19 protein-coding genes are annotated in these 17,358 nt (G+C 64.4%); 16 read left to right on the forward strand and 3 right to left on the reverse strand.

Annotated elements, in window-relative coordinates:
• The first annotated feature begins 187 nt into the window (after positions 1 to 187).
• From AAG813_RS07980 to AAG813_RS08045, 14 genes are all read left to right on the forward strand, one after another.
• The gene (locus tag AAG813_RS07980) at positions 188 to 697 is read left to right on the forward strand and encodes an ATP synthase subunit I (protein WP_341913673.1); all 510 of its coding nucleotides are present in this window, start codon (positions 188 to 190) and stop codon (positions 695 to 697) included.
• Positions 698 to 713: 16 nt separating this feature from the next.
• Positions 714 to 1,571: a F0F1 ATP synthase subunit A gene (atpB, locus tag AAG813_RS07985; RefSeq protein WP_341913675.1), complete on the forward strand. Its 858-nt coding sequence runs from the start codon at positions 714 to 716 to the stop codon at positions 1,569 to 1,571.
• A gap of 63 nt (positions 1,572 to 1,634) precedes the next feature.
• Positions 1,635 to 1,883, forward strand: coding sequence for a F0F1 ATP synthase subunit C (gene atpE / locus AAG813_RS07990; RefSeq protein WP_096668784.1), 249 nt, complete (start codon positions 1,635 to 1,637; stop codon positions 1,881 to 1,883).
• Positions 1,884 to 1,913: 30 nt separating this feature from the next.
• Positions 1,914 to 2,384, forward strand: coding sequence for a F0F1 ATP synthase subunit B (locus AAG813_RS07995; RefSeq protein ID WP_096668782.1), 471 nt, complete (start codon positions 1,914 to 1,916; stop codon positions 2,382 to 2,384).
• Positions 2,385 to 2,397: 13 nt separating this feature from the next.
• Complete coding sequence (locus AAG813_RS08000; RefSeq protein WP_341913681.1) at positions 2,398 to 2,928, forward strand: F0F1 ATP synthase subunit delta; 531 nt, start codon at positions 2,398 to 2,400, stop codon at positions 2,926 to 2,928.
• Positions 2,929 to 2,989: 61 nt separating this feature from the next.
• Positions 2,990 to 4,543, forward strand: coding sequence for a F0F1 ATP synthase subunit alpha (atpA, locus tag AAG813_RS08005; protein ID WP_096668778.1), 1,554 nt, complete (start codon positions 2,990 to 2,992; stop codon positions 4,541 to 4,543).
• A gap of 53 nt (positions 4,544 to 4,596) precedes the next feature.
• Entirely contained in the window at positions 4,597 to 5,463 is an 867-nt protein-coding gene (atpG, locus tag AAG813_RS08010; protein ID WP_341913684.1) for a F0F1 ATP synthase subunit gamma, read from the forward strand.
• A 40-nt stretch (positions 5,464 to 5,503) separates the two neighbouring features.
• A complete protein-coding gene (gene atpD / locus AAG813_RS08015) occupies positions 5,504 to 6,907 on the forward strand; it encodes a F0F1 ATP synthase subunit beta (protein WP_096668774.1) in 1,404 nt (467 codons plus the stop codon).
• Positions 6,908 to 6,910: 3 nt separating this feature from the next.
• Complete coding sequence (locus tag AAG813_RS08020; RefSeq protein WP_096668771.1) at positions 6,911 to 7,336, forward strand: F0F1 ATP synthase subunit epsilon; 426 nt, start codon at positions 6,911 to 6,913, stop codon at positions 7,334 to 7,336.
• Positions 7,337 to 7,562: 226 nt separating this feature from the next.
• Positions 7,563 to 8,621, forward strand: coding sequence for a ligase-associated DNA damage response exonuclease (locus tag AAG813_RS08025; protein WP_341913689.1), 1,059 nt, complete (start codon positions 7,563 to 7,565; stop codon positions 8,619 to 8,621).
• The gene (locus AAG813_RS08030; RefSeq protein WP_341913691.1) at positions 8,618 to 10,273 is read left to right on the forward strand and encodes an ATP-dependent DNA ligase; all 1,656 of its coding nucleotides are present in this window, start codon (positions 8,618 to 8,620) and stop codon (positions 10,271 to 10,273) included. The genes AAG813_RS08025 and AAG813_RS08030 overlap by 4 nt, the downstream gene beginning before the upstream one ends.
• Entirely contained in the window at positions 10,270 to 12,912 is a 2,643-nt protein-coding gene (locus AAG813_RS08035) for a ligase-associated DNA damage response DEXH box helicase (protein WP_341913693.1), read from the forward strand. The genes AAG813_RS08030 and AAG813_RS08035 overlap by 4 nt, the downstream gene beginning before the upstream one ends.
• Complete coding sequence (gene pdeM / locus AAG813_RS08040) at positions 12,912 to 13,598, forward strand: ligase-associated DNA damage response endonuclease PdeM (RefSeq protein ID WP_341913695.1); 687 nt, start codon at positions 12,912 to 12,914, stop codon at positions 13,596 to 13,598. The genes AAG813_RS08035 and pdeM overlap by 1 nt, the downstream gene beginning before the upstream one ends.
• Positions 13,599 to 13,740: 142 nt before the next feature.
• On the forward strand, positions 13,741 to 13,884 hold the full coding sequence (locus AAG813_RS08045; protein WP_341913697.1) for a hypothetical protein: 144 nt from the start codon (positions 13,741 to 13,743) through the stop codon (positions 13,882 to 13,884).
• A gap of 10 nt (positions 13,885 to 13,894) precedes the next feature.
• Here AAG813_RS08045 and AAG813_RS08050 read toward each other — a convergent pair whose 3' ends face one another.
• From AAG813_RS08050 to AAG813_RS08060, 3 genes are all read right to left on the reverse strand, one after another.
• The gene (locus AAG813_RS08050; RefSeq protein ID WP_341913881.1) at positions 13,895 to 14,437 is read right to left on the reverse strand and encodes a TPM domain-containing protein; all 543 of its coding nucleotides are present in this window, start codon (positions 14,435 to 14,437) and stop codon (positions 13,895 to 13,897) included.
• Positions 14,438 to 14,442: 5 nt separating this feature from the next.
• Positions 14,443 to 15,342 (reverse strand): TPM domain-containing protein, encoded by a 900-nt coding sequence (locus tag AAG813_RS08055; RefSeq protein WP_341913883.1) that lies wholly within the window; start codon positions 15,340 to 15,342, stop codon positions 14,443 to 14,445.
• Positions 15,343 to 15,423: 81 nt separating this feature from the next.
• On the reverse strand, positions 15,424 to 16,032 hold the full coding sequence (locus tag AAG813_RS08060) for a LemA family protein (RefSeq protein WP_341913699.1): 609 nt from the start codon (positions 16,030 to 16,032) through the stop codon (positions 15,424 to 15,426).
• A gap of 43 nt (positions 16,033 to 16,075) precedes the next feature.
• On the opposite strand from AAG813_RS08060, the gene AAG813_RS08065 reads away from it, so the two are divergent.
• Both AAG813_RS08065 and AAG813_RS08070 read left to right on the forward strand, forming a co-directional pair.
• Positions 16,076 to 16,885, forward strand: a complete 810-nt coding sequence (locus tag AAG813_RS08065) for a hypothetical protein (RefSeq protein ID WP_341913701.1) — start codon at positions 16,076 to 16,078, stop codon at positions 16,883 to 16,885.
• Between the two features lie 23 nt (positions 16,886 to 16,908).
• Positions 16,909 to 17,355 (forward strand): nuclear transport factor 2 family protein, encoded by a 447-nt coding sequence (locus AAG813_RS08070; protein ID WP_341913703.1) that lies wholly within the window; start codon positions 16,909 to 16,911, stop codon positions 17,353 to 17,355.
• Positions 17,356 to 17,358: the final 3 nt, after the last annotated feature.

Genomic DNA, 17,358 nt, shown 5'->3' on the forward strand with positions numbered 1-17,358 from the left:
TGACCCGCCTGTCGCGGGCGCTGCAGCGGCCGGAAAACGGATTGTCGCCTGCAAAACGTCCCCCTGCGGACCGCGCGGCCATGCCTGCTGCCACATCGTGGTGCAGGGACTTTCCGAAACGGGCGGGTTTCTACGTATAATCAAGGGCTTTGCTAATAACCGGCCTGTAACCCGCTCGTAATTTGTGATGGTCAAAATGACAGATTCGGTGGTGCTCCCGTTGGCAAAGGCTCCGACTCAGGTAACTGAGGCGGACGAAGAAAATTTCAAGCCGCTGACGCGCGAAGAAGCGCAGAAGCTGCGCGAAGCCAGTCCTTCGCTGTCGCCCTGGTGGGTGGTGGTCGGGCAACTGGTGGCCGGAGTCCTGGTGGCCTGTGTGGCCTGGGCTCTGACCGGAAGACAAAACGTGGCCTGGTCGGCGTTCTACGGCGCGCTGGCGGTGGTGATCCCCGCAGCGCTTTTTGTGCGCGGGCTGACCAGCAAAGTGTCTTCCATGAATGCGGGTGCTGCGGTGCTCGGGTTCTTTTTGTGGGAAATGGTCAAGATAGGCCTGACGATCGCGATGTTGTTCGCGGCGCCGCGGTTGATTGAAGATTTGAGCTGGCCTGCCATGTTGGCGGGCCTGATAGTGGCGATGAAAGTGTATTGGGGTGTGCTCTGGTTCAAGCCCAAGCGCCCCGGTGTCCACCCAACTTAACGAGACGAGTAGATAGATGGCTTCTGCAAACGGACCTACCGCCGGCGAATACATTGGTCACCACCTGACCCATTGGCAAAACAAGCCAATGAGCGGTGTCATTGACTTCTCGGTGTACAACCTCGACTCCATTTTTTGGGCCTTGCTGCTCGGCGTCGTTGGCAGCTTTTTCCTCTGGAAGGCCGCACGCGCCGCGACAGCTGGCGTGCCGGGCCGCTTCCAGGCTGCTGTGGAAATCCTGGTCGAGATGGTTGATAGCCAGGCCAAGGGCATCATCCACAACGCACAAAGCCGCAAGGTGATCGCGCCCATGGCGCTGACTGTGTTTGTCTGGATTTTCCTGATGAATGCGATGGACCTGCTGCCCGTGGACCTGCTGCCCAAGATCTGGGAGCTGGTGTTTGCGGCGACTGGCCATGATCCGCACCACGCCTACATGCGCGTCGTGCCGACCGCCGATCTTTCCGTCACCCTGGGCCTGTCGGTCTCCGTGCTGCTGATCTGCATTGTCTACAACATCAAGATCAAGGGTTTTGGCGGCTGGCTCCATGAAATGGTCAGTGCGCCGTTTGGCGGGCATCCCCTCCTGTGGCCTTTCAATTTCGTGTTCCAGATCATCGAGTTCATTGCCAAGACCGTGTCGCACGGCATGCGACTGTTCGGCAACATGTATGCCGGTGAGCTGGTCTTCATGCTGATCGCCCTGATGGGTGGTGCTGCCGCCATGTCGCTGCCTGGCGTCCTGCTGCCGATCGGCCATGTGCTGGCCGGCACCGTGTGGGCCATCTTCCATATTCTGATCATCACCTTGCAGGCCTTCATCTTCATGATGCTGACCCTGGTGTATGTGGGCCAGGCCCACGATCATCACTAAGTTTGTCGGTCTGGTTTCTCTTTCTTTTGTTTGTTAGTTAACTTAAATCCATAGGAGCTTTAAATGGAAAACGTTCTCGGTCTCGTCGCATTGGCCGCTGGCCTGATCATTGGCCTGGGCGCTGTCGGCGCATGTATCGGCATCGGCATCATGGGCAGCAAATACCTCGAAGCAGCTGCACGCCAGCCTGAGCTGATGAATGAACTGCAAACCAAGATGTTCCTGCTCGCAGGTCTGATCGACGCCGCTTTCCTGATCGGTGTCGGTATCGCGATGATGTTCGCGTTTGCCAATCCCTTTGTGCTGAAGTAATCGTCACAACCCCGACAGAAAGGCGTTGCCGTGAGTATTAATGCAACCCTGTTCGTCCAGGCGATTGTTTTCGCGATCCTGGTGTGGTTCACAATGAAATTTGTGTGGCCGCCCATTACGAAAGCGCTGGACGAGCGTGCCCAAAAAATCGCTGAAGGCCTCGCTGCCGCCGACAAGGCCAAGTCCGAACTCTCCGTTGCCAACAAGCGCGTGGAAGAAGAACTTGCCAAGTCGCGCAATGAGTCGGCCGTGCGCCTGGCTGAAGCGGAGCGCCGCGCCCAGTCCATGATCGAAGAGGCCAAGGCCAAGGCCGCGGAAGAAGGCAACAAGATCATTGCCGCTGCCAAGGTCGAAGCCGAGCAGCAAACCGTCAAGGCCCGTGAGACCCTGCGTGAGCAGGTTGCCGCACTGGCTGTCAAGGGTGCCGAGCAGATTCTGCGCAAGGAAGTCAATGCCGGTGTGCATGCTGACTTGCTGGGCCGCCTGAAGACCGAACTTTGAGAGGGGTGTCACCATGGCCGAACTAGCCACCATTGCCCGTCCTTACGCTGAAGCCCTGTTCAAGGCCTCCGGGTCTGACCTGGGCGGCACCTCGACCTGGCTCGATGAGCTGGCGGCTGTAGCAAGCAATGTCCAGTTGCAGCAGTTTGCCGGCAACCCCAGCGTGACGGCGTCGCAGACGTTCGACGTGATCGCCGGTGTTGTCAAGGCAACGCTGCCGGAAGCTGCGAAAAACTTCCTGCGTGCCGTGATTGACAACGGGCGCATCAGCGTTCTGCCGGAAATTGCCAGCCAGTTCCGCGCGTTGAAAAATGCGAAGACCGGCTCGTCCGATGCCACCGTGTACAGCGCCTTTGCGCTCGAGGGTGCGGCACTGGCCGATCTGGCTGGCACGCTGGAAAAGCGCTTTGGCCGCAAGCTCAACCTCACGGTGGAGCTGGAGCCGGACCTGATCGGCGGCGTGCGTGTCGTGGTGGGTGACGAGGTGCTGGACACCTCGGTGAAAGCCCGTTTAGAGCAAATGAAAGTGGCGCTGATTTCCTGAGCTGGCGCCAAGGCGCAGTACCCGGGTTTTTAGCCAACAACATAGAAAGAAGGAAAGAGTCATGCAACTCAATCCCGCAGAAATTTCTGAACTGATCAAGAGCCGTATCGAAGGCCTGACAGTCAGTGCCGACATCCGTAACCAGGGTACCGTTGTGTCGGTGTCCGACGGCATCGTCCGCGTCCATGGCCTGTCCGATGTGATGCAGGGCGAGATGCTGGAATTCCCGCCCACGGCGGACGGCACGCCCACCTACGGCCTGGCGCTGAACCTCGAGCGCGACTCGGTCGGCTCCGTGATTCTGGGTGAATACGAACACATCGCCGAAGGCGACACCGTCAAGTGCACGGGTCGCATTCTGGAAGTGCCGGTTGGTCCCGAGCTGCTTGGCCGCGTGGTCAACGCCCTCGGCCAGCCTATCGACGGCAAGGGCCCGATCAACGCCAAGATGACCGACGTGATCGAAAAGGTCGCACCGGGCGTGATTGCCCGTAAATCGGTGGACCAGCCCCTGCAGACCGGCCTGAAGTCCATCGACTCCATGGTGCCTGTCGGCCGCGGCCAGCGCGAACTGATCATTGGTGACCGCCAGACCGGTAAGACGGCTGTGGCGATTGACGCCATCATCAACCAGAAGGGCCAGGGCGTCTCTTGCGTTTACGTCGCGATTGGCCAGAAAGCCTCGTCGATCAAGAACGTGGTGCGTTCGCTGGAGCAAGCCGGCGCGATGGACTACACCATCGTCGTGGCAGCTTCTGCTTCCGAATCGGCTGCCATGCAGTATGTCAGCGCCTACTCCGGCTGCACCATGGGCGAGTACTTCCGCGACCGCGGCCAGGACGCGCTGATTGTGTATGACGACCTGTCCAAACAGGCTGTGGCTTACCGCCAGGTCTCGCTGCTGCTGCGTCGTCCGCCAGGCCGCGAAGCCTATCCCGGCGACGTGTTCTATCTCCACAGCCGTCTGCTCGAGCGCGCTGCACGTGTGAACGAAAAATACGTCGAAGACTTCACCAAGGGTGAAGTCAAGGGCAAGACCGGTTCGCTGACGGCCCTGCCGATCATCGAAACGCAGGCCGGCGACGTGTCCGCCTTCGTGCCGACCAACGTGATCTCGATCACCGACGGCCAGATTTTCCTGGAAACCAGCCTGTTCAACGCCGGTATCCGCCCCGCCATCAACGCCGGTATCTCGGTGTCGCGCGTCGGTGGTGCTGCCCAGACCAAGCTGATCAAGAACCTGTCCGGCGGTATCCGTACCGACCTGGCCCAGTACCGTGAGCTCGCTGCGTTTGCGCAGTTCGCCTCCGACCTGGACGAGGCCACCCGCAAGCAGCTGGACCGCGGTGCCCGCGTGACCGAACTGCTCAAGCAGGCGCAGTATTCGCCGCTGTCCATCTCCAACATGGCCTCCACGCTGTTCGCAGTGAACAAGGGCTTCATGGACGATGTCGAGGTCAAGAAGGTCCTGGCTTTTGAAGCCGGCCTGCACAGCTACCTCAAGGACAAGCACGCTGCACTGATGGCCAAGCTCGAAGCAGCCAAGGCGATGGACAAGGACGCCGAGGCAGAGATGACCACGGCCGTGGCTGCGTTCAAGAAGTCGTTTGCCTGATTCGGACCTGAAGACATCAAAGCCCAGGGCTTAGAAACCATTTAGGAAGCAATATGGCAGCAGGCAAGGAAATACGCGGCAAGATCAAGTCGGTGGAAAACACCCGCAAGATCACCAAAGCCATGGAAATGGTGGCAGCGTCCAAAATGCGCAAGGCGCAGGAACGGATGCGCGCCGCCCGCCCATACAGCGACAAGATTCGCAACATCACGGCCAATCTGGCCCAGGCCAATCCCGAGTACACCCACGCCTTCATGCAGGTCAACGCGGCCAAGGCCGGCGGCTTCATCGTGGTCACGACCGACAAGGGCCTGTGCGGCGGCTTGAACACCAACCTGCTGCGGCAGGTCACGGTCAAGCTCAAGGAAATGCAGGCTGCGGGTCAGGGCATCCAGTCGGTGGCCATTGGCAACAAGGGCCTGGGCTTTCTGAACCGGATCGGCGCGCAGGTGGTGTCGCATGCGACGCAGCTGGGTGACAAACCCCATCTGGACAAGCTGATCGGCCCGGTCAAGGTGCTGCTGGACGCGTACAGCGAAGGCAAGATCAATGCGGTTTACCTTTGCTACACACGCTTCATCAACACCATGCGCCAGGAGCCCGTGGTCGAGCAGTTGCTGCCGCTGACGGCAGACCGGCTGCAGGCTGACAAGGATCAGCACGGCTGGGACTACATCTATGAGCCTGATGCACAGACGGTCATTGACGACCTGCTGGTCCGTTACGTCGAAGCGCTGGTTTACCAGGCGGTCGCCGAGAACATGGCGTCCGAGCAGTCGGCCCGCATGGTGGCCATGAAGGCCGCCACGGACAACGCCGGCAGCGTGATTGGCGAACTCAAATTGGTTTACAACAAAACGCGTCAAGCGGCGATCACGAAAGAACTTTCGGAAATCGTCGCCGGTGCCGCAGCGGTTTAAACCGCGATTCAAGATTTAAAGAACGGAAAAGGACTCAATCATGGCTCAGGCTCAAGGCAAGATTGTTCAGTGTATTGGTGCTGTGGTGGACGTGGAATTTGCGCGCGACCAGATGCCCAAGATCTATGACGCGCTCAAGATGGAAGGCTCCGCGCTGACGCTGGAAGTCCAGCAGCAGCTGGGTGACGGCATTGTGCGCACCATTGCGCTGGGCACGTCGGACGGCCTGCGCCGCGGCAACGTGGTGTACAACACCGGCGCCAACATCACGGTGCCCGTGGGCAAGGCCACACTGGGCCGCATCATGGACGTGCTGGGTGCGCCGATCGACGAGCGTGGCCCCGTCAGCCAGGAACTCACCGCCCCGATTCACCGCAAGGCCCCGGCTTACGACGAGTTGAGCCCTTCGCAGGAACTACTGGAAACCGGCATCAAGGTGATCGACCTGGTGTGTCCGTTTGCCAAGGGCGGCAAGGTCGGCCTGTTCGGCGGCGCCGGCGTCGGCAAGACCGTGAACATGATGGAGCTGATCAACAACATCGCCAAGGCACACTCGGGTCTGTCCGTGTTTGCCGGTGTGGGTGAACGTACCCGCGAAGGCAATGACTTCTACCACGAGATGGCCGACTCCGGCGTCGTGAACCTCGAGAACCTCGGCGAGTCCAAGGTTGCCATGGTCTACGGCCAGATGAACGAGCCCCCAGGCAACCGTCTGCGCGTCGCGCTGACCGGCCTGACGATTGCCGAGTCCTTCCGTGACGAAGGCCGTGACGTGCTGTTCTTCGTGGACAACATTTACCGCTACACGCTGGCCGGTACCGAAGTGTCCGCGCTGCTGGGCCGCATGCCTTCCGCCGTGGGTTACCAGCCGACGCTGGCCGAGGAAATGGGCCGCCTGCAGGAGCGTATTACCTCCACCAAGGTCGGCTCCATCACTTCCATCCAGGCCGTTTACGTGCCGGCCGATGACTTGACCGATCCGTCGCCAGCGACCACCTTTGCCCACCTGGACTCCACCGTGGTGCTTTCGCGTGACATCGCTTCGCTGGGTATCTACCCTGCGGTGGACCCGCTGGACTCGACCAGCCGCCAGCTCGACCCCAACGTCGTCGGTGAAGACCACTACGCCACGGCCCGTGCCGTGCAGGGCACGCTGCAGCGCTACAAGGAACTGCGCGACATCATCGCGATTCTGGGCATGGACGAACTGGCGCCTGAGGACAAGCTGGCCGTGGCCCGCGCCCGCAAGATCCAGCGTTTCCTGTCGCAGCCTTTCCACGTGGCTGAAGTGTTCACCGGTTCGCCCGGCAAGTACGTGACCCTGGCTGAAACGATTCGCGGCTTCAAGATGATCGTGGCCGGCGAGTGTGATCACCTGCCAGAGCAGGCTTTCTACATGGTTGGCACGATTGACGAGGCGTTCGAGAAGGCTAAGAAGGTCTAAGTCATGGACACCTCACACACCATCCATGTCGATGTTGTCAGCGCGGAAGAGTCCATCTTTTCCGGCGAGGCCAAATTCGTGGCCTTGCCGGGCGAGGCGGGCGAGCTGGGGATTTACCCACGCCACACGCCGCTGATCACCCGGATCAAGCCCGGTGCTGTGCGTATTGAAAAGGCCGATGGTTCGGAAGAGTTCGTGTTCGTGGCCGGCGGCCTGCTCGAAGTGCAGCCCCACTGTGTCACGGTGCTGTCCGACACCGCCATTCGCGGCAAGGACCTCGACGAAGCCAAGGCCACGGCCGCCAAAGCCGCCGCCGAGGAAGCGCTGAAAAACGCCAAGAGCGATATCGATATCGCGCTGGCCCAGTCCGAGCTGGCCGTGATGGCCGCGCAGATTGCAGCGCTGCGCAAGTTCCGCCAGAAGAAATAAGCGTCGCCGGTTCTGCCGGTCCGCATCAAGCCCCTGCCGAAAGCCAGGGGCTTTTTTATTGGCCGATCGGCACAGTCCTGTAAGTCCTTGCTGACACCACAAGCACCTGGCGCCGCTCAGCATGCCGCGGTCGGCGCGATTAGCATGGTTGTTCAACCGGCGTCTGAACGCCGGCTCTTGGTTTGCCGGGACGGTTGTCCGGCCTCTGCACGGAGCCAATGCAAACATGGACCTGATCGTGGCGCGGCCGGAAGGCCTGTACTGCGCGGCGGGCGATTTTTACATCGACCCCTGGCGGCCTGTGGGCCACGCCGTGATCACGCATGCGCATTCGGACCATGCGCGTGTCGGCCACGGCCACTACCTGGCGCACACCGACAGCGAAGGCACACTGCGCACGCGGCTTGGCGAAATCACGCTGCAGACACTTCGCTACGGTGAAACACAGGAGCGCAACGGCGTGAAGATCTCCCTGCATCCGGCCGGCCATGTGCTCGGTTCGGCGCAGGTCAGGGTGGAGCATCGCGGCGAAGTGTGGGTCGCGTCGGGCGACTACAAGACGGAGGCTGACGGCACCTGCGCGCCCTTTGAGCCCGTGGCTTGCGACACTTTCATCACCGAGTCCACCTTCGGCCTGCCGATCTACCGCTGGCCCACGCAACAGGTGCTGTTCGCGGAGATCAACGCCTGGTGGCAGCGCAATGCGGACGAGGGCCGCGCCTCCGTGCTGTTCTGCTACGCCTTCGGCAAGGCGCAGCGCATTCTGCACGGCGTGAACGCCGGCATAGGCCCGATCGTTGTGCATGGCGCGGTCGAGCCGCTGAACGCGGTGTACCGCGCGGCCGGTGTCGCCTTGCCGGCCACGCTGCGTGTCACCGATGCCGGTGTCACGCCGGCGCTGCTCAAACGCGCCCTGGTGCTGGCGCCGCCTTCGGCCCAAGGCACGCCGTGGATCCGGCGCTTCGGCAACTATTCGGATGCGTTTGCCAGCGGCTGGATGCAATTGCGCGGCACGCGGCGGCGGCGCGGCGTGGACCGCGGTTTTGTCATGTCCGACCATGCCGACTGGTCCGGCCTGCAAAGTGCCATCGCCGGCACCGGCGCCGGCCGCATCATGGTCACGCATGGCAGCGTGGCGGTGCTGGTGCGCTGGCTCGGCGAAAGCGGCCTGCGAGCTGAAGGCTTCAAGACCGAGTACGGCGACGAGGACGTGGCCGACCGGGCCGTGCCCGAGCCGCCATCAGAGGCGGCGGCCAGCGCAGACGGTGAAACCGGCGCCGCATGAAAGCCTTTGCCGCGCTTTACCGCGAACTCGACGCGACCACTTCCAGCCTGGCCAAGCAGGCGGCGCTGCAGCGCTACCTGCAGGACGCGGCGCCGGCCGATGCTGCCTGGGCTGTCTACTTTCTGGCGGGCGGCAAGCCGCGTCAGTTGGTGCCGACCAAGCTGCTGCGCCTGCTCGCGCAAGAAGCAGCCGGCCTGCCCGAGTGGCTGTTCGACGAAAGCTACGAGGCGGTAGGCGACCTCGCCGAGACGATCTCGCTGCTTTTGCCGCCACCCACCGAGCAACACGAACTCGGCCTCGCCGCGTGGGTGGAGCAGCACCTGCTGCCGCTGCGCGCGCTGGGAAAAGTCAACCCGGACGCGCTGCCCGACACTTTACGCGCGCAGTGGCGCCGCCTGGCACCTGAGGAGCGGCTGGTCTACTTCAAGCTCATGACCGGCAGCTTTCGTGTCGGCGTCTCTCGCCTGCAGGTGACGCAGGCGCTGGCGGGCGTCGCCGGCGTTGACCCCAAGCGCGTGGCCCAGCGCCTCATGGGCTACACCCACATCAGCGGCCAGCCCACAGCCGCCGACTACGCCGCGCTGGTGGCCGCCGAAAGCAGCGGCGAGCTGAACCAGAAGACCAGCGGCCAGCCTTATCCCTTCTTCCTCGCGCACCCTTTCAACATCAGCATCGATCAGTTCGATGCCGTGCTGGGCCCGCCTGCAGACTGGCTGGTCGAGTGGAAGTGGGACGGCATTCGCGCGCAACTGGTCAAGCGTGCCGGCCAGGTCTGGCTGTGGTCACGCGGCGAAGAACTCGTGACCGAGCGCTTTCCCGAACTCGCCGCCATGGGCGAGGCGCTGCCCGACGGCACGGTGCTCGACGGCGAGATCGCCGTCTGGCGCGAAGACAAGGTCCGGCCTTTCGCCGAGCTGCAAAAACGCATAGGCCGCAAGACGCTGGGCGCCAAGCTGCTGCGCGACGTTCCCGTGGTCTTGCTGGTCTACGACCTGATCGAGTGGCAGGGGCGCGACTTGCGTTCCTTGCCGCATGCCGGGCGCCGCGTGCTGATGGATGATCTCGTTACGCAGCTGCAGCACCCGCAACTGATTGCCAGTCCCATGCTGGCGGGTGAGAGCTGGCAGGACCTCGCACGCCAGCGCGAAGCCGCGCGCGAGATGGGCGTCGAAGGCATGATGCTCAAGCAGCGACAGGCCGCCTACGGCGTGGGCCGCACCAAGGACGTCGGCACCTGGTGGAAGTGGAAGATAGACCCGCTCAGCATCGATGCGGTGCTGATCTATGCGCAGCGCGGCCACGGCCGGCGAGCCAGCCTCTACAGCGACTACACCTTCGCCGTCTGGGACGCGCCGCCCGGGATGTCCGAGCGCAAGCTGGTCCCTTTTGCCAAGGCCTATTCGGGCCTGACCGACGAAGAGATGGGCCGTGTCGATGCGGTGATCCGCAAAACCACGGTTGAAAGCTTCGGACCGGTGCGCAGCGTCAAGCCCACGCTGGTGTTCGAACTCGGTTTTGAAGGCATCGCGCGCAGCAACCGGCACAAAAGCGGCATCGCAGTTCGTTTTCCGCGCATGCTGCGCTGGCGCGAAGACAAGCCGGTCGACGAAGCCGACACCCTGGAGACGCTGGCCGCGTTGCTGCCCTCATGAGCCAGAACGCCGCCGTCAAAAAAGCCCTCACCGCCTGGTTCGAGACACGCGGCTGGAAGCCTTTCAAATTCCAGCGTGATGTCTGGAAGGCGATTGCCCAAGGGCAGTCGGGCCTGCTGCATGCGACCACGGGCGCCGGGAAAACCTATGCGGTGTGGCTGGGCGCACTGATGGCCTTCATGACGAAGCCCCCCGCGCCGCGCGCGACCAAGGCGCCCGGCAAACCGGCGCCGGCCAGCGCGCTGACGGTGTTGTGGATCACGCCCATGCGCGCACTCGCTGCCGACACACTGCGCGCGCTGCAGCAGCCGCTCGAGGTCCTGCAAGGTGAACAGGCGGCCAGCGTCTGGAGCGCGGGCGCCCGCAGCGGTGATACCGCGGCCGCCGAGCGCACGGCGCAAAACAATCGCCTGCCCACCGTGCTGGTGACCACGCCGGAAAGCCTGTCCCTCCTGCTTGCGCGTGCCGATGCCAAAGACGTCCTCGGCGGCGTCAGGATGGTGGTCGTCGATGAATGGCACGATCTGCTCGGCAACAAGCGCGGCGTGCAGGTGCAACTCGCCCTGGCCCGGTTGCGACACTGGAACCCCGAACTCTGTGTGTGGGGCATGTCCGCCACCCTGGGTAACCTGGAAGAGGCCATGCACACCTTGCTGGGCCACGGTGGTGGCACGCTGGTGCAGGGCCAGGTGCCCAAGAAGCTGGTCATCGATTCGCTGCTGCCCGGCCGCGCCGAGCGTTTTCCGTGGGGCGGCCACCTCGGCCTGACCATGCTGCCGCAGGTGATTGAAGAGATCGCGGGAAGCAGCACCACCCTGGTGTTCACCAACACGCGTTCGCAGTCGGAGATCTGGTACCAGGCCTTGCTCGAAGCCAAGCCGGAGTGGGCCGGGCTGATCGCGCTGCACCACGGCTCGCTGGACCGCGAAGTGCGTGAGTGGGTGGAAGCCGGTCTCAAAAAAGGCGAGCTGCGCGCCGTGGTCTGCACCTCCAGCCTGGATCTGGGCGTGGATTTCCTGCCGGTCGAGCGCGTGCTGCAGATCGGATCCCCCAAAGGTGTGGCGCGGCTGCTGCAGCGCGCCGGGCGCTCCGGCCATGCGCCGGGTCGGCCCTCACGCATCACGCTGGTGCCCACGCACAGCATCGAAATTGTGGAAGGCGCCGCAGCGCGCGCCGCCATCGCGGCCGGTCATATCGAGGCGCGCTTTTCGCCCGAGCAGCCGCTGGACGTGCTGGTGCAGCACCTGGTCACCGTGGCGCTGGGCGGCGGCTTTGTACCCGATGCGCTCTACGAGGAAGTGCGCGGCACGGCGGCCTATGCTGGCCTCTCGCGCGAGAACTGGGACTGGTGTTTGTCCTTTGTGCGCCAGGGCGGACCTTCGCTGTCCGCCTACCCCGACTACCGCCGCGCCGTGCCCGACGAGGCGGGTGTCTGGCGCGTGCCCGATGCGCGGCTGGCGCGGCGCCACCGCATGAACATCGGCACCATCGTCAGCGACGCCAGCATGTCGGTGCAATACCTGGGCGGCGGCCGCATCGGCAGCGTTGAGGAAAGTTTTGCCGCGCGCCTCCAGCCCGGTGACTGTTTTCTTTTCGGCGGACGGCTGCTGGAACTGGTGCGCATCCACGACATGACGGCCTGGGTGCGGCGCGCCAGCGGCAAGCGGCCAGCCGTGCCGCGCTGGAACGGCGGGCGCATGCCCTTGTCCACCACGCTGGCCGATGCGGTGGTGCGGCAACTCGCGCTGGCCGGCGAGGGGCATTACGATACGCCTGAGCTGCAATGCGTGCGGCCGCTGCTGGACATCCAGCAGCAATGGTCGGCGCTGCCCACACCGCAGACGCTGCTGGCCGAATTGCTGAAAACGCGCGAAGGCTGGCATCTTTTCCTGTATCCCTTCGCGGGCCGCCATGTGCACCTGGGCCTGGCCAACCTGATCGCCTGGCGCGTCGCCCAGCATGCGCCGCGCACCTTCTCCATCGCGGTCAATGACTACGGCTTCGAGCTGCTCAGCGCGACCGAGGTGGACTGGCCCACGCTGCTGCCGCAAGTGCTGGAGGCCGGCCCTGGCGAGGCGTTGTTGCACGAGGTGCTGCAAAGCCTCAACGCGAGTGAGCTCGCGCAGCGCCGCTTTCGCGAAATCGCGCGCGTCTCGGGTCTGATCTTCCAAGGCTATCCCGGTGAAAAGCGCAGCAACAAGCAGCTGCAGGCCTCGTCCTCGCTGTTCTGGGAAGTGTTCCGAAAATACGACCCGGCCAACCGCCTGCTCATGCAGGCCGAGCAGGAGCTGCTCGCGCAGGAGCTTGAAATTGGCCGGCTGCGCGCCAGCCTGGCGCGCATGAACACGCAGCAGCTCGTGTTGCAAACGCTGGAGCGGCCCACACCGTTTGCGTTTCCGCTGATGGTGGAACTGTTTCGTGAAAAACTCAGCAACGAAAGCCTGGCCGACCGCATCGCGCGCATGGTGGCGCTGCTCGAGAAGGCCGCCGGCGGGTCCGTCGCGGTGGGCGGCGTTGAGCAGGTCAAGGGCACGCTGGCCTTTGGGCAGGAGAACTCGCCTTCAGGCAATGGCAATGGCAATGGCCGCGGCCGTGCGCGCCGTGAACGCAAGCCCTCCAGGCCGCTACCATTGCTTTGATGACGCAAGAGGATCACACGCCACCCAGCCCGCCGCTTCCTGTGACTTACGCAGGCGAAACCGTCTGTCTGCTACCCGATCGCGCCTTGTGGTGGCCCGCCGGCCGCGTGCTGTTTGTGGCCGACCTTCACCTCGGCAAAGCCGCCACCTACCGCGCGCTGGGCCAGCCCGTGCCTGCGGGTACCACGCGCGAAAACCTGGCGCGGCTCAGTGCCTTGCTGCTGCACTACCGGCCGGTGCAGCTCGTCTTCCTGGGGGACTTGCTGCATGCGGCCCAGGCCCGCACGCCTTCGGTGCTGGAGGGCCTGGCCGCCTGGCGCGAAAGTTCCGGCGCGCTTGATTGCGTGCTGGTGCGCGGCAACCACGACAGCCGCGCCGGCGATCCGCCGGCGTCACTCGGCATTCGTGTGGTCGATGAGCCTTTTGCGATCGGCCCGTTTGCAGCCTGCCATCACCCGCAAAGCCATGAGACGCTGGGTGTGATCGCCGGCCACCTGCATCCGGCGCTGAGCCTGTACGGCGCCGGCCGCGATAACGTGCGCCTGCCTTGCTTCTGTCTGGAGGCGGGGCTGCTGATCCTGCCGGCCTTCGGCGAATTCACCGGCGGCTGGAAGGTGCCGCGCCAGCCTGGGCGCCGGCTGTACCCGGTCGGTGACTCCAGAGTGTGGCAGCTGCCTGACGCCTGACGCCTGAGGCCTGATGCATCAGCGCCGCGCGGAGCTGTGGCGCAAATGCTGCAAGTAACAACTCGACACGAGAAGAGTCAGCAGGGCGCGCCGGCGGGCGTTATTGTCTTGAAGAGTTCAACCGGAAGACAAGGCGACACCAATGGACAGCATTCTGGACAGTTTGACGTGGGCGGAAGAGTTGGAGCCCGGGCACAAGGCCAGACGGTTGCGCCACGTGTGGCTGAAGCGGCTTCTCGTATTGGTGGCTGTGGTTGCCGCCTTGGGCGTGCTCATGGTGCCCTGAGCCGGCTGGCTTACCTCAGCAAGGGCGTGTCGGGCAGTTCGTTGGGACCCGGCTCGGCGTCGCCAGTGCCTGCGGGGACGGCAAAGTGCTGCATCAGCACCGCCGAGGTTTCTTCCAGCGCCTGGGTCAGCCCGTCTTCATAACGCTTCTCCCGAAACGCACTGGCCATGTGGGCCACCATGGCCTGCCACTGCGCCGGGCTCACATGCCTGGCCACGCCGCGGTCGGCCACGATCTCGATGGCGTGTTCGGCCAGCAGCACATAGATCAGCACGCCGTTGTTGTACTCGGTATCCCAGACGCGCAATTTGCCAAACATCATCACCGCACGTTCGCGTATGAGGGCGCTGAGGGGGGTGTTGCTGTCCAGCCGCCACAGGTAGCTGGCGGGCAGTGAAGACTCGACACAGATGCGGATCTCGCCGCTGTGGCGCCGCTCGCTGGCCGCCACGCGCCGCGCCAGCCGGTCCAGCAGGTCGGGCGGAATGGCCCGCGCCGTGTCGGAGGTATCCAGCCACAGGTGCCGGATCAGGGTCTTGAGCTTGTGGATCATGGTGTTCACCAGCTCCCCGATGCGCCGCCGCCGCCGAAATCGCCACCGCCGCCGCTGCTGAAACCACCCCCGCCGCCGCCGCCCCAGCCGCCGCCACCGCCACCGCCACCGCCAAAGCCGCCACCGCCCCAGCCAGAGGACCGTCCCCCGCGCCCGACGGATCCCAGCGAGCCCACGCTGGCGATCAGCGCAAACACCGCGCCTATCAGTGTGGCGACACCGCCAATCAGCAGGCTGCTGGTGAAAAACCAGGCCAGGCCGCCGACCGCGCCGCCGGTCACCAGGGCGCCCAGCTTGCGGCCGAAGATGCCCGACATCAGCCGGGCACCGATCGGAACCGCAAAAAACAGGAACACCGCGATGTCGGTCCAGTTGAACCCCTTGCCGCCCGGGCTGCCAGCCTGCGCATCGGGCACAGGCAGGTTTTCCCCCTTGATCAGGGCGATGATCTGGTCGGTGGCCGCGTCGAGCCCGCCGGCAAAGTCGCCCTGCCGGAAGCGCGGCGTGATGGCGCGGTCGATGATCTGGCGCGCTGCCAGGTCGGGGATCGCGCCCTCCAGCGTCTTGGTGGTTTCGATGCGCACCTTGCGGTCGTTTTTCGCCACCACGAGCAACAGCCCGTCGCCGACGTCCTTGCGTCCGATCTTCCAGCTGTCGCCAACCCGCTGCGCATAGGCGGCGATGTCCTCCGGCGCGGTGGTCGGCACCATCAGCACCACCACCTGCGCGCCGCGCGCCTGCTCAAAAGCTGCGAGTTTGGCCTCCAGCGCCTGGCGCTGCGCGGCATCGAGCGTGCCGGTGCTGTCCATCACACGCGCCGTCAGGGCCGGCACGGGCAGCACGTCCTGCGCCCGGGTTGTCGGGGCGCTGAACAGCAGGCCGGTGGCCAGCAACCCGCCCAGCATGGCGCGAACTGATGCGCCGAGCGCAGCCCGGCCCGGGAAGCAAAGCAGAAGGCTGCGCACGGTCGGCAAGGCGCTGGTCGCTTATTTCTTGTTGAAGTCCACGGTCGGTGGCGTCGAGATCTGTGCCTCGTTCTGCACGCTGAAGGTGGGTTTGACCGTGTAGCCGAACACCATGGCCGTCAGGTTGTTCGGAAAGCTGCGTGCGAGCACGTTGTAGGCCTGCACCGCCTGGATGTAGCGGTTGCGCGCCACCGTGATGCGGTTTTCCGTGCCCTCGAGTTGCACGCGCAGGTCCTGAAAGCCCTGGTTGGCCTTGAGGTTGGGGTAGTTTTCCGTCACCACCAGCAGGCGGGACAGGGCCGAACTGAGTTCACCCTGCGCCGCCTGGAATTTCGCAAAGGCTTCGGGGTTGTTCAGGGTCTCAGGCGTCACCTGCATCGAGGTGGCCTTGGCCCGGGCTTCCACCACCTTGGTCAGGGTTTCCTGCTCGAAATTGGCCTCACCCTTGACGGTGGCAACGATGTTGGGCACCAGGTCGGCGCGGCGCTGGTACTGGTTGAGGACCTCCGACCAGGCCGACTTGGTCTGCTCGTCCAGGCGCTGGAAGTCGTTGTAGCCGCAGCCCGACAGCAGCAGGGCCAGAGCGGTGAAAAGGCCGGCAAGGCCCCGGCTGAAAAAGCGTGATTTCATGGCAAGCCTCCAAAAGTGCAAGCTGCAACACTACCATAGTCGAATGTCGCCAGACCTTCTTCTTTCCTCCCTCCAGGCCCTTGATCCGCGGCAGGTGTTGCAGGCCTCGCTGCGCACGCAGCCCGCCGCGCTCGCTGTGCGACCGGGCCTGATCGTGGCCGGCGCCACCGGCGCGCTGGGCAGCGAGGTCCTGCGCCGGCTGGCCGGCAGCGGCGGCTTTGCGCACACCCACGTGCTGGCGCACGAGCCCATGAGCACCGGGCTGGCGCAGGTCTCGATAACGGCCGTGCGCGGCGAGGACATCGCTGCCTGGCCGGTGCGCCCGCTACCGGTACAGACCGGTGTGGTGATGTTCGAGCCGCCCCGGCTCTACCATGACCGGGAGCGCGCGCTCTGGACGCCACAGCCGGCGCAACTGCCCGCGCTGGCGCAGTGGCTCAGGCGTTGTGGCGTCCAGACCCTGGTGCTGGTGCTGCCCCATGCACCGGGCCGGCTGCCGCAGGCGCTGCGCCACGGCCTGGCCAGCATTGACGAGCAGCAGGTGGCCGCGCTGGGCTTCGAAAGGGTGCTGCTGGTGCGGTCGGCGCAAAAGCAACCGGCGCCGCGCGGCGGCAGCTGGCCGGAGAAGGTCGCGGCCTGGATGCTTTCGACCTTCAGGTACATGATCCCGGCGGCAGCGCAACCGGTGCGGCCCGCCCGGCTGGCCGAGTTCGTGGATGTGGTCCTGCGAATGTTGCCGGCGGGCATTCATGTGGTGGCGCCGGAGCTGTTGTGGCAGGCGGTGCAGGCGCCCCACATGCAGGAGGTGGTGCGGGCGTGGCTTAATACAGGGCAAGATTCCCAGGCGGACTGAACACGCACACCCTCCTACTCCCCATGCGAAAACCCCAAGTTTCCCCGGCCAGCAACGGCAACGCCGACGAGATCGAGACGGCTTTTTACGAGGCGCTGCAGGGCGGCGACATCGAGCGGCTGATGGCCTGCTGGGCCGACGAAGACGACATTGTCTGTGTCCACCCCGGCGGGCCCCGGCTCGTGGGCGCGGGTGCGATACGCGCCGCCTTCGATGCCATGTTTGCCAACGGCAGCATCCGGGCGCATGCCGAAAAAGTCCGAAAGATCGAAGCCCTGGGCGCCAGCGTGCACAGCGTGCTCGAACGCATCGAGGTCATGACCGAAGAAGGCCCGCGCCACGCCTATGTGATCGCCACCAACGTGTACCACAAGACGGCGCAGGGCTGGCGCCTGGTGGCCCACCATGCCAGCCCCGGCACGCCCCGCGAGATGCAGGAAATCTCGGACAGCCCGCAAGTGCTGCACTGAGGC

The sequence above is a fragment of the Polaromonas sp. YR568 genome (assembly GCF_943371715.1).
GTDB lineage: Bacteria > Pseudomonadota > Gammaproteobacteria > Burkholderiales > Burkholderiaceae_C > Polaromonas.

Excerpts from the sequence above, each read along its gene's own strand:
- AAG813_RS07980 (WP_341913673.1), top strand. The coding sequence starts at position 188 with ATGGTCAAAATGACAGATTCGGTGGTGCTCCCGTTGGCAAAGGCTCCG.
- atpB (WP_341913675.1), top strand. The coding sequence starts at position 714 with ATGGCTTCTGCAAACGGACCTACCGCCGGCGAATACATTGGTCACCAC.
- atpE (WP_096668784.1), top strand. The coding sequence starts at position 1,635 with ATGGAAAACGTTCTCGGTCTCGTCGCATTGGCCGCTGGCCTGATCATT.
- AAG813_RS08000 (WP_341913681.1), top strand. The coding sequence starts at position 2,398 with ATGGCCGAACTAGCCACCATTGCCCGTCCTTACGCTGAAGCCCTGTTC.
- atpA (WP_096668778.1), top strand. The coding sequence starts at position 2,990 with ATGCAACTCAATCCCGCAGAAATTTCTGAACTGATCAAGAGCCGTATC.
- atpG (WP_341913684.1), top strand. The coding sequence starts at position 4,597 with ATGGCAGCAGGCAAGGAAATACGCGGCAAGATCAAGTCGGTGGAAAAC.
- atpD (WP_096668774.1), top strand. The coding sequence starts at position 5,504 with ATGGCTCAGGCTCAAGGCAAGATTGTTCAGTGTATTGGTGCTGTGGTG.
- AAG813_RS08020 (WP_096668771.1), top strand. The coding sequence starts at position 6,911 with ATGGACACCTCACACACCATCCATGTCGATGTTGTCAGCGCGGAAGAG.
- AAG813_RS08025 (WP_341913689.1), top strand. The coding sequence starts at position 7,563 with ATGGACCTGATCGTGGCGCGGCCGGAAGGCCTGTACTGCGCGGCGGGC.
- AAG813_RS08030 (WP_341913691.1), top strand. The coding sequence starts at position 8,618 with ATGAAAGCCTTTGCCGCGCTTTACCGCGAACTCGACGCGACCACTTCC.
- AAG813_RS08035 (WP_341913693.1), top strand. The coding sequence starts at position 10,270 with ATGAGCCAGAACGCCGCCGTCAAAAAAGCCCTCACCGCCTGGTTCGAG.
- pdeM (WP_341913695.1), top strand. The coding sequence starts at position 12,912 with ATGACGCAAGAGGATCACACGCCACCCAGCCCGCCGCTTCCTGTGACT.
- AAG813_RS08045 (WP_341913697.1), top strand. The coding sequence starts at position 13,741 with ATGGACAGCATTCTGGACAGTTTGACGTGGGCGGAAGAGTTGGAGCCC.
- AAG813_RS08050 (WP_341913881.1), bottom strand. The coding sequence starts at position 14,437 with ATGATCCACAAGCTCAAGACCCTGATCCGGCACCTGTGGCTGGATACC.
- AAG813_RS08055 (WP_341913883.1), bottom strand. The coding sequence starts at position 15,342 with ATGCTGGGCGGGTTGCTGGCCACCGGCCTGCTGTTCAGCGCCCCGACA.
- AAG813_RS08060 (WP_341913699.1), bottom strand. The coding sequence starts at position 16,032 with ATGAAATCACGCTTTTTCAGCCGGGGCCTTGCCGGCCTTTTCACCGCT.
- AAG813_RS08065 (WP_341913701.1), top strand. The coding sequence starts at position 16,076 with ATGTCGCCAGACCTTCTTCTTTCCTCCCTCCAGGCCCTTGATCCGCGG.
- AAG813_RS08070 (WP_341913703.1), top strand. The coding sequence starts at position 16,909 with ATGCGAAAACCCCAAGTTTCCCCGGCCAGCAACGGCAACGCCGACGAG.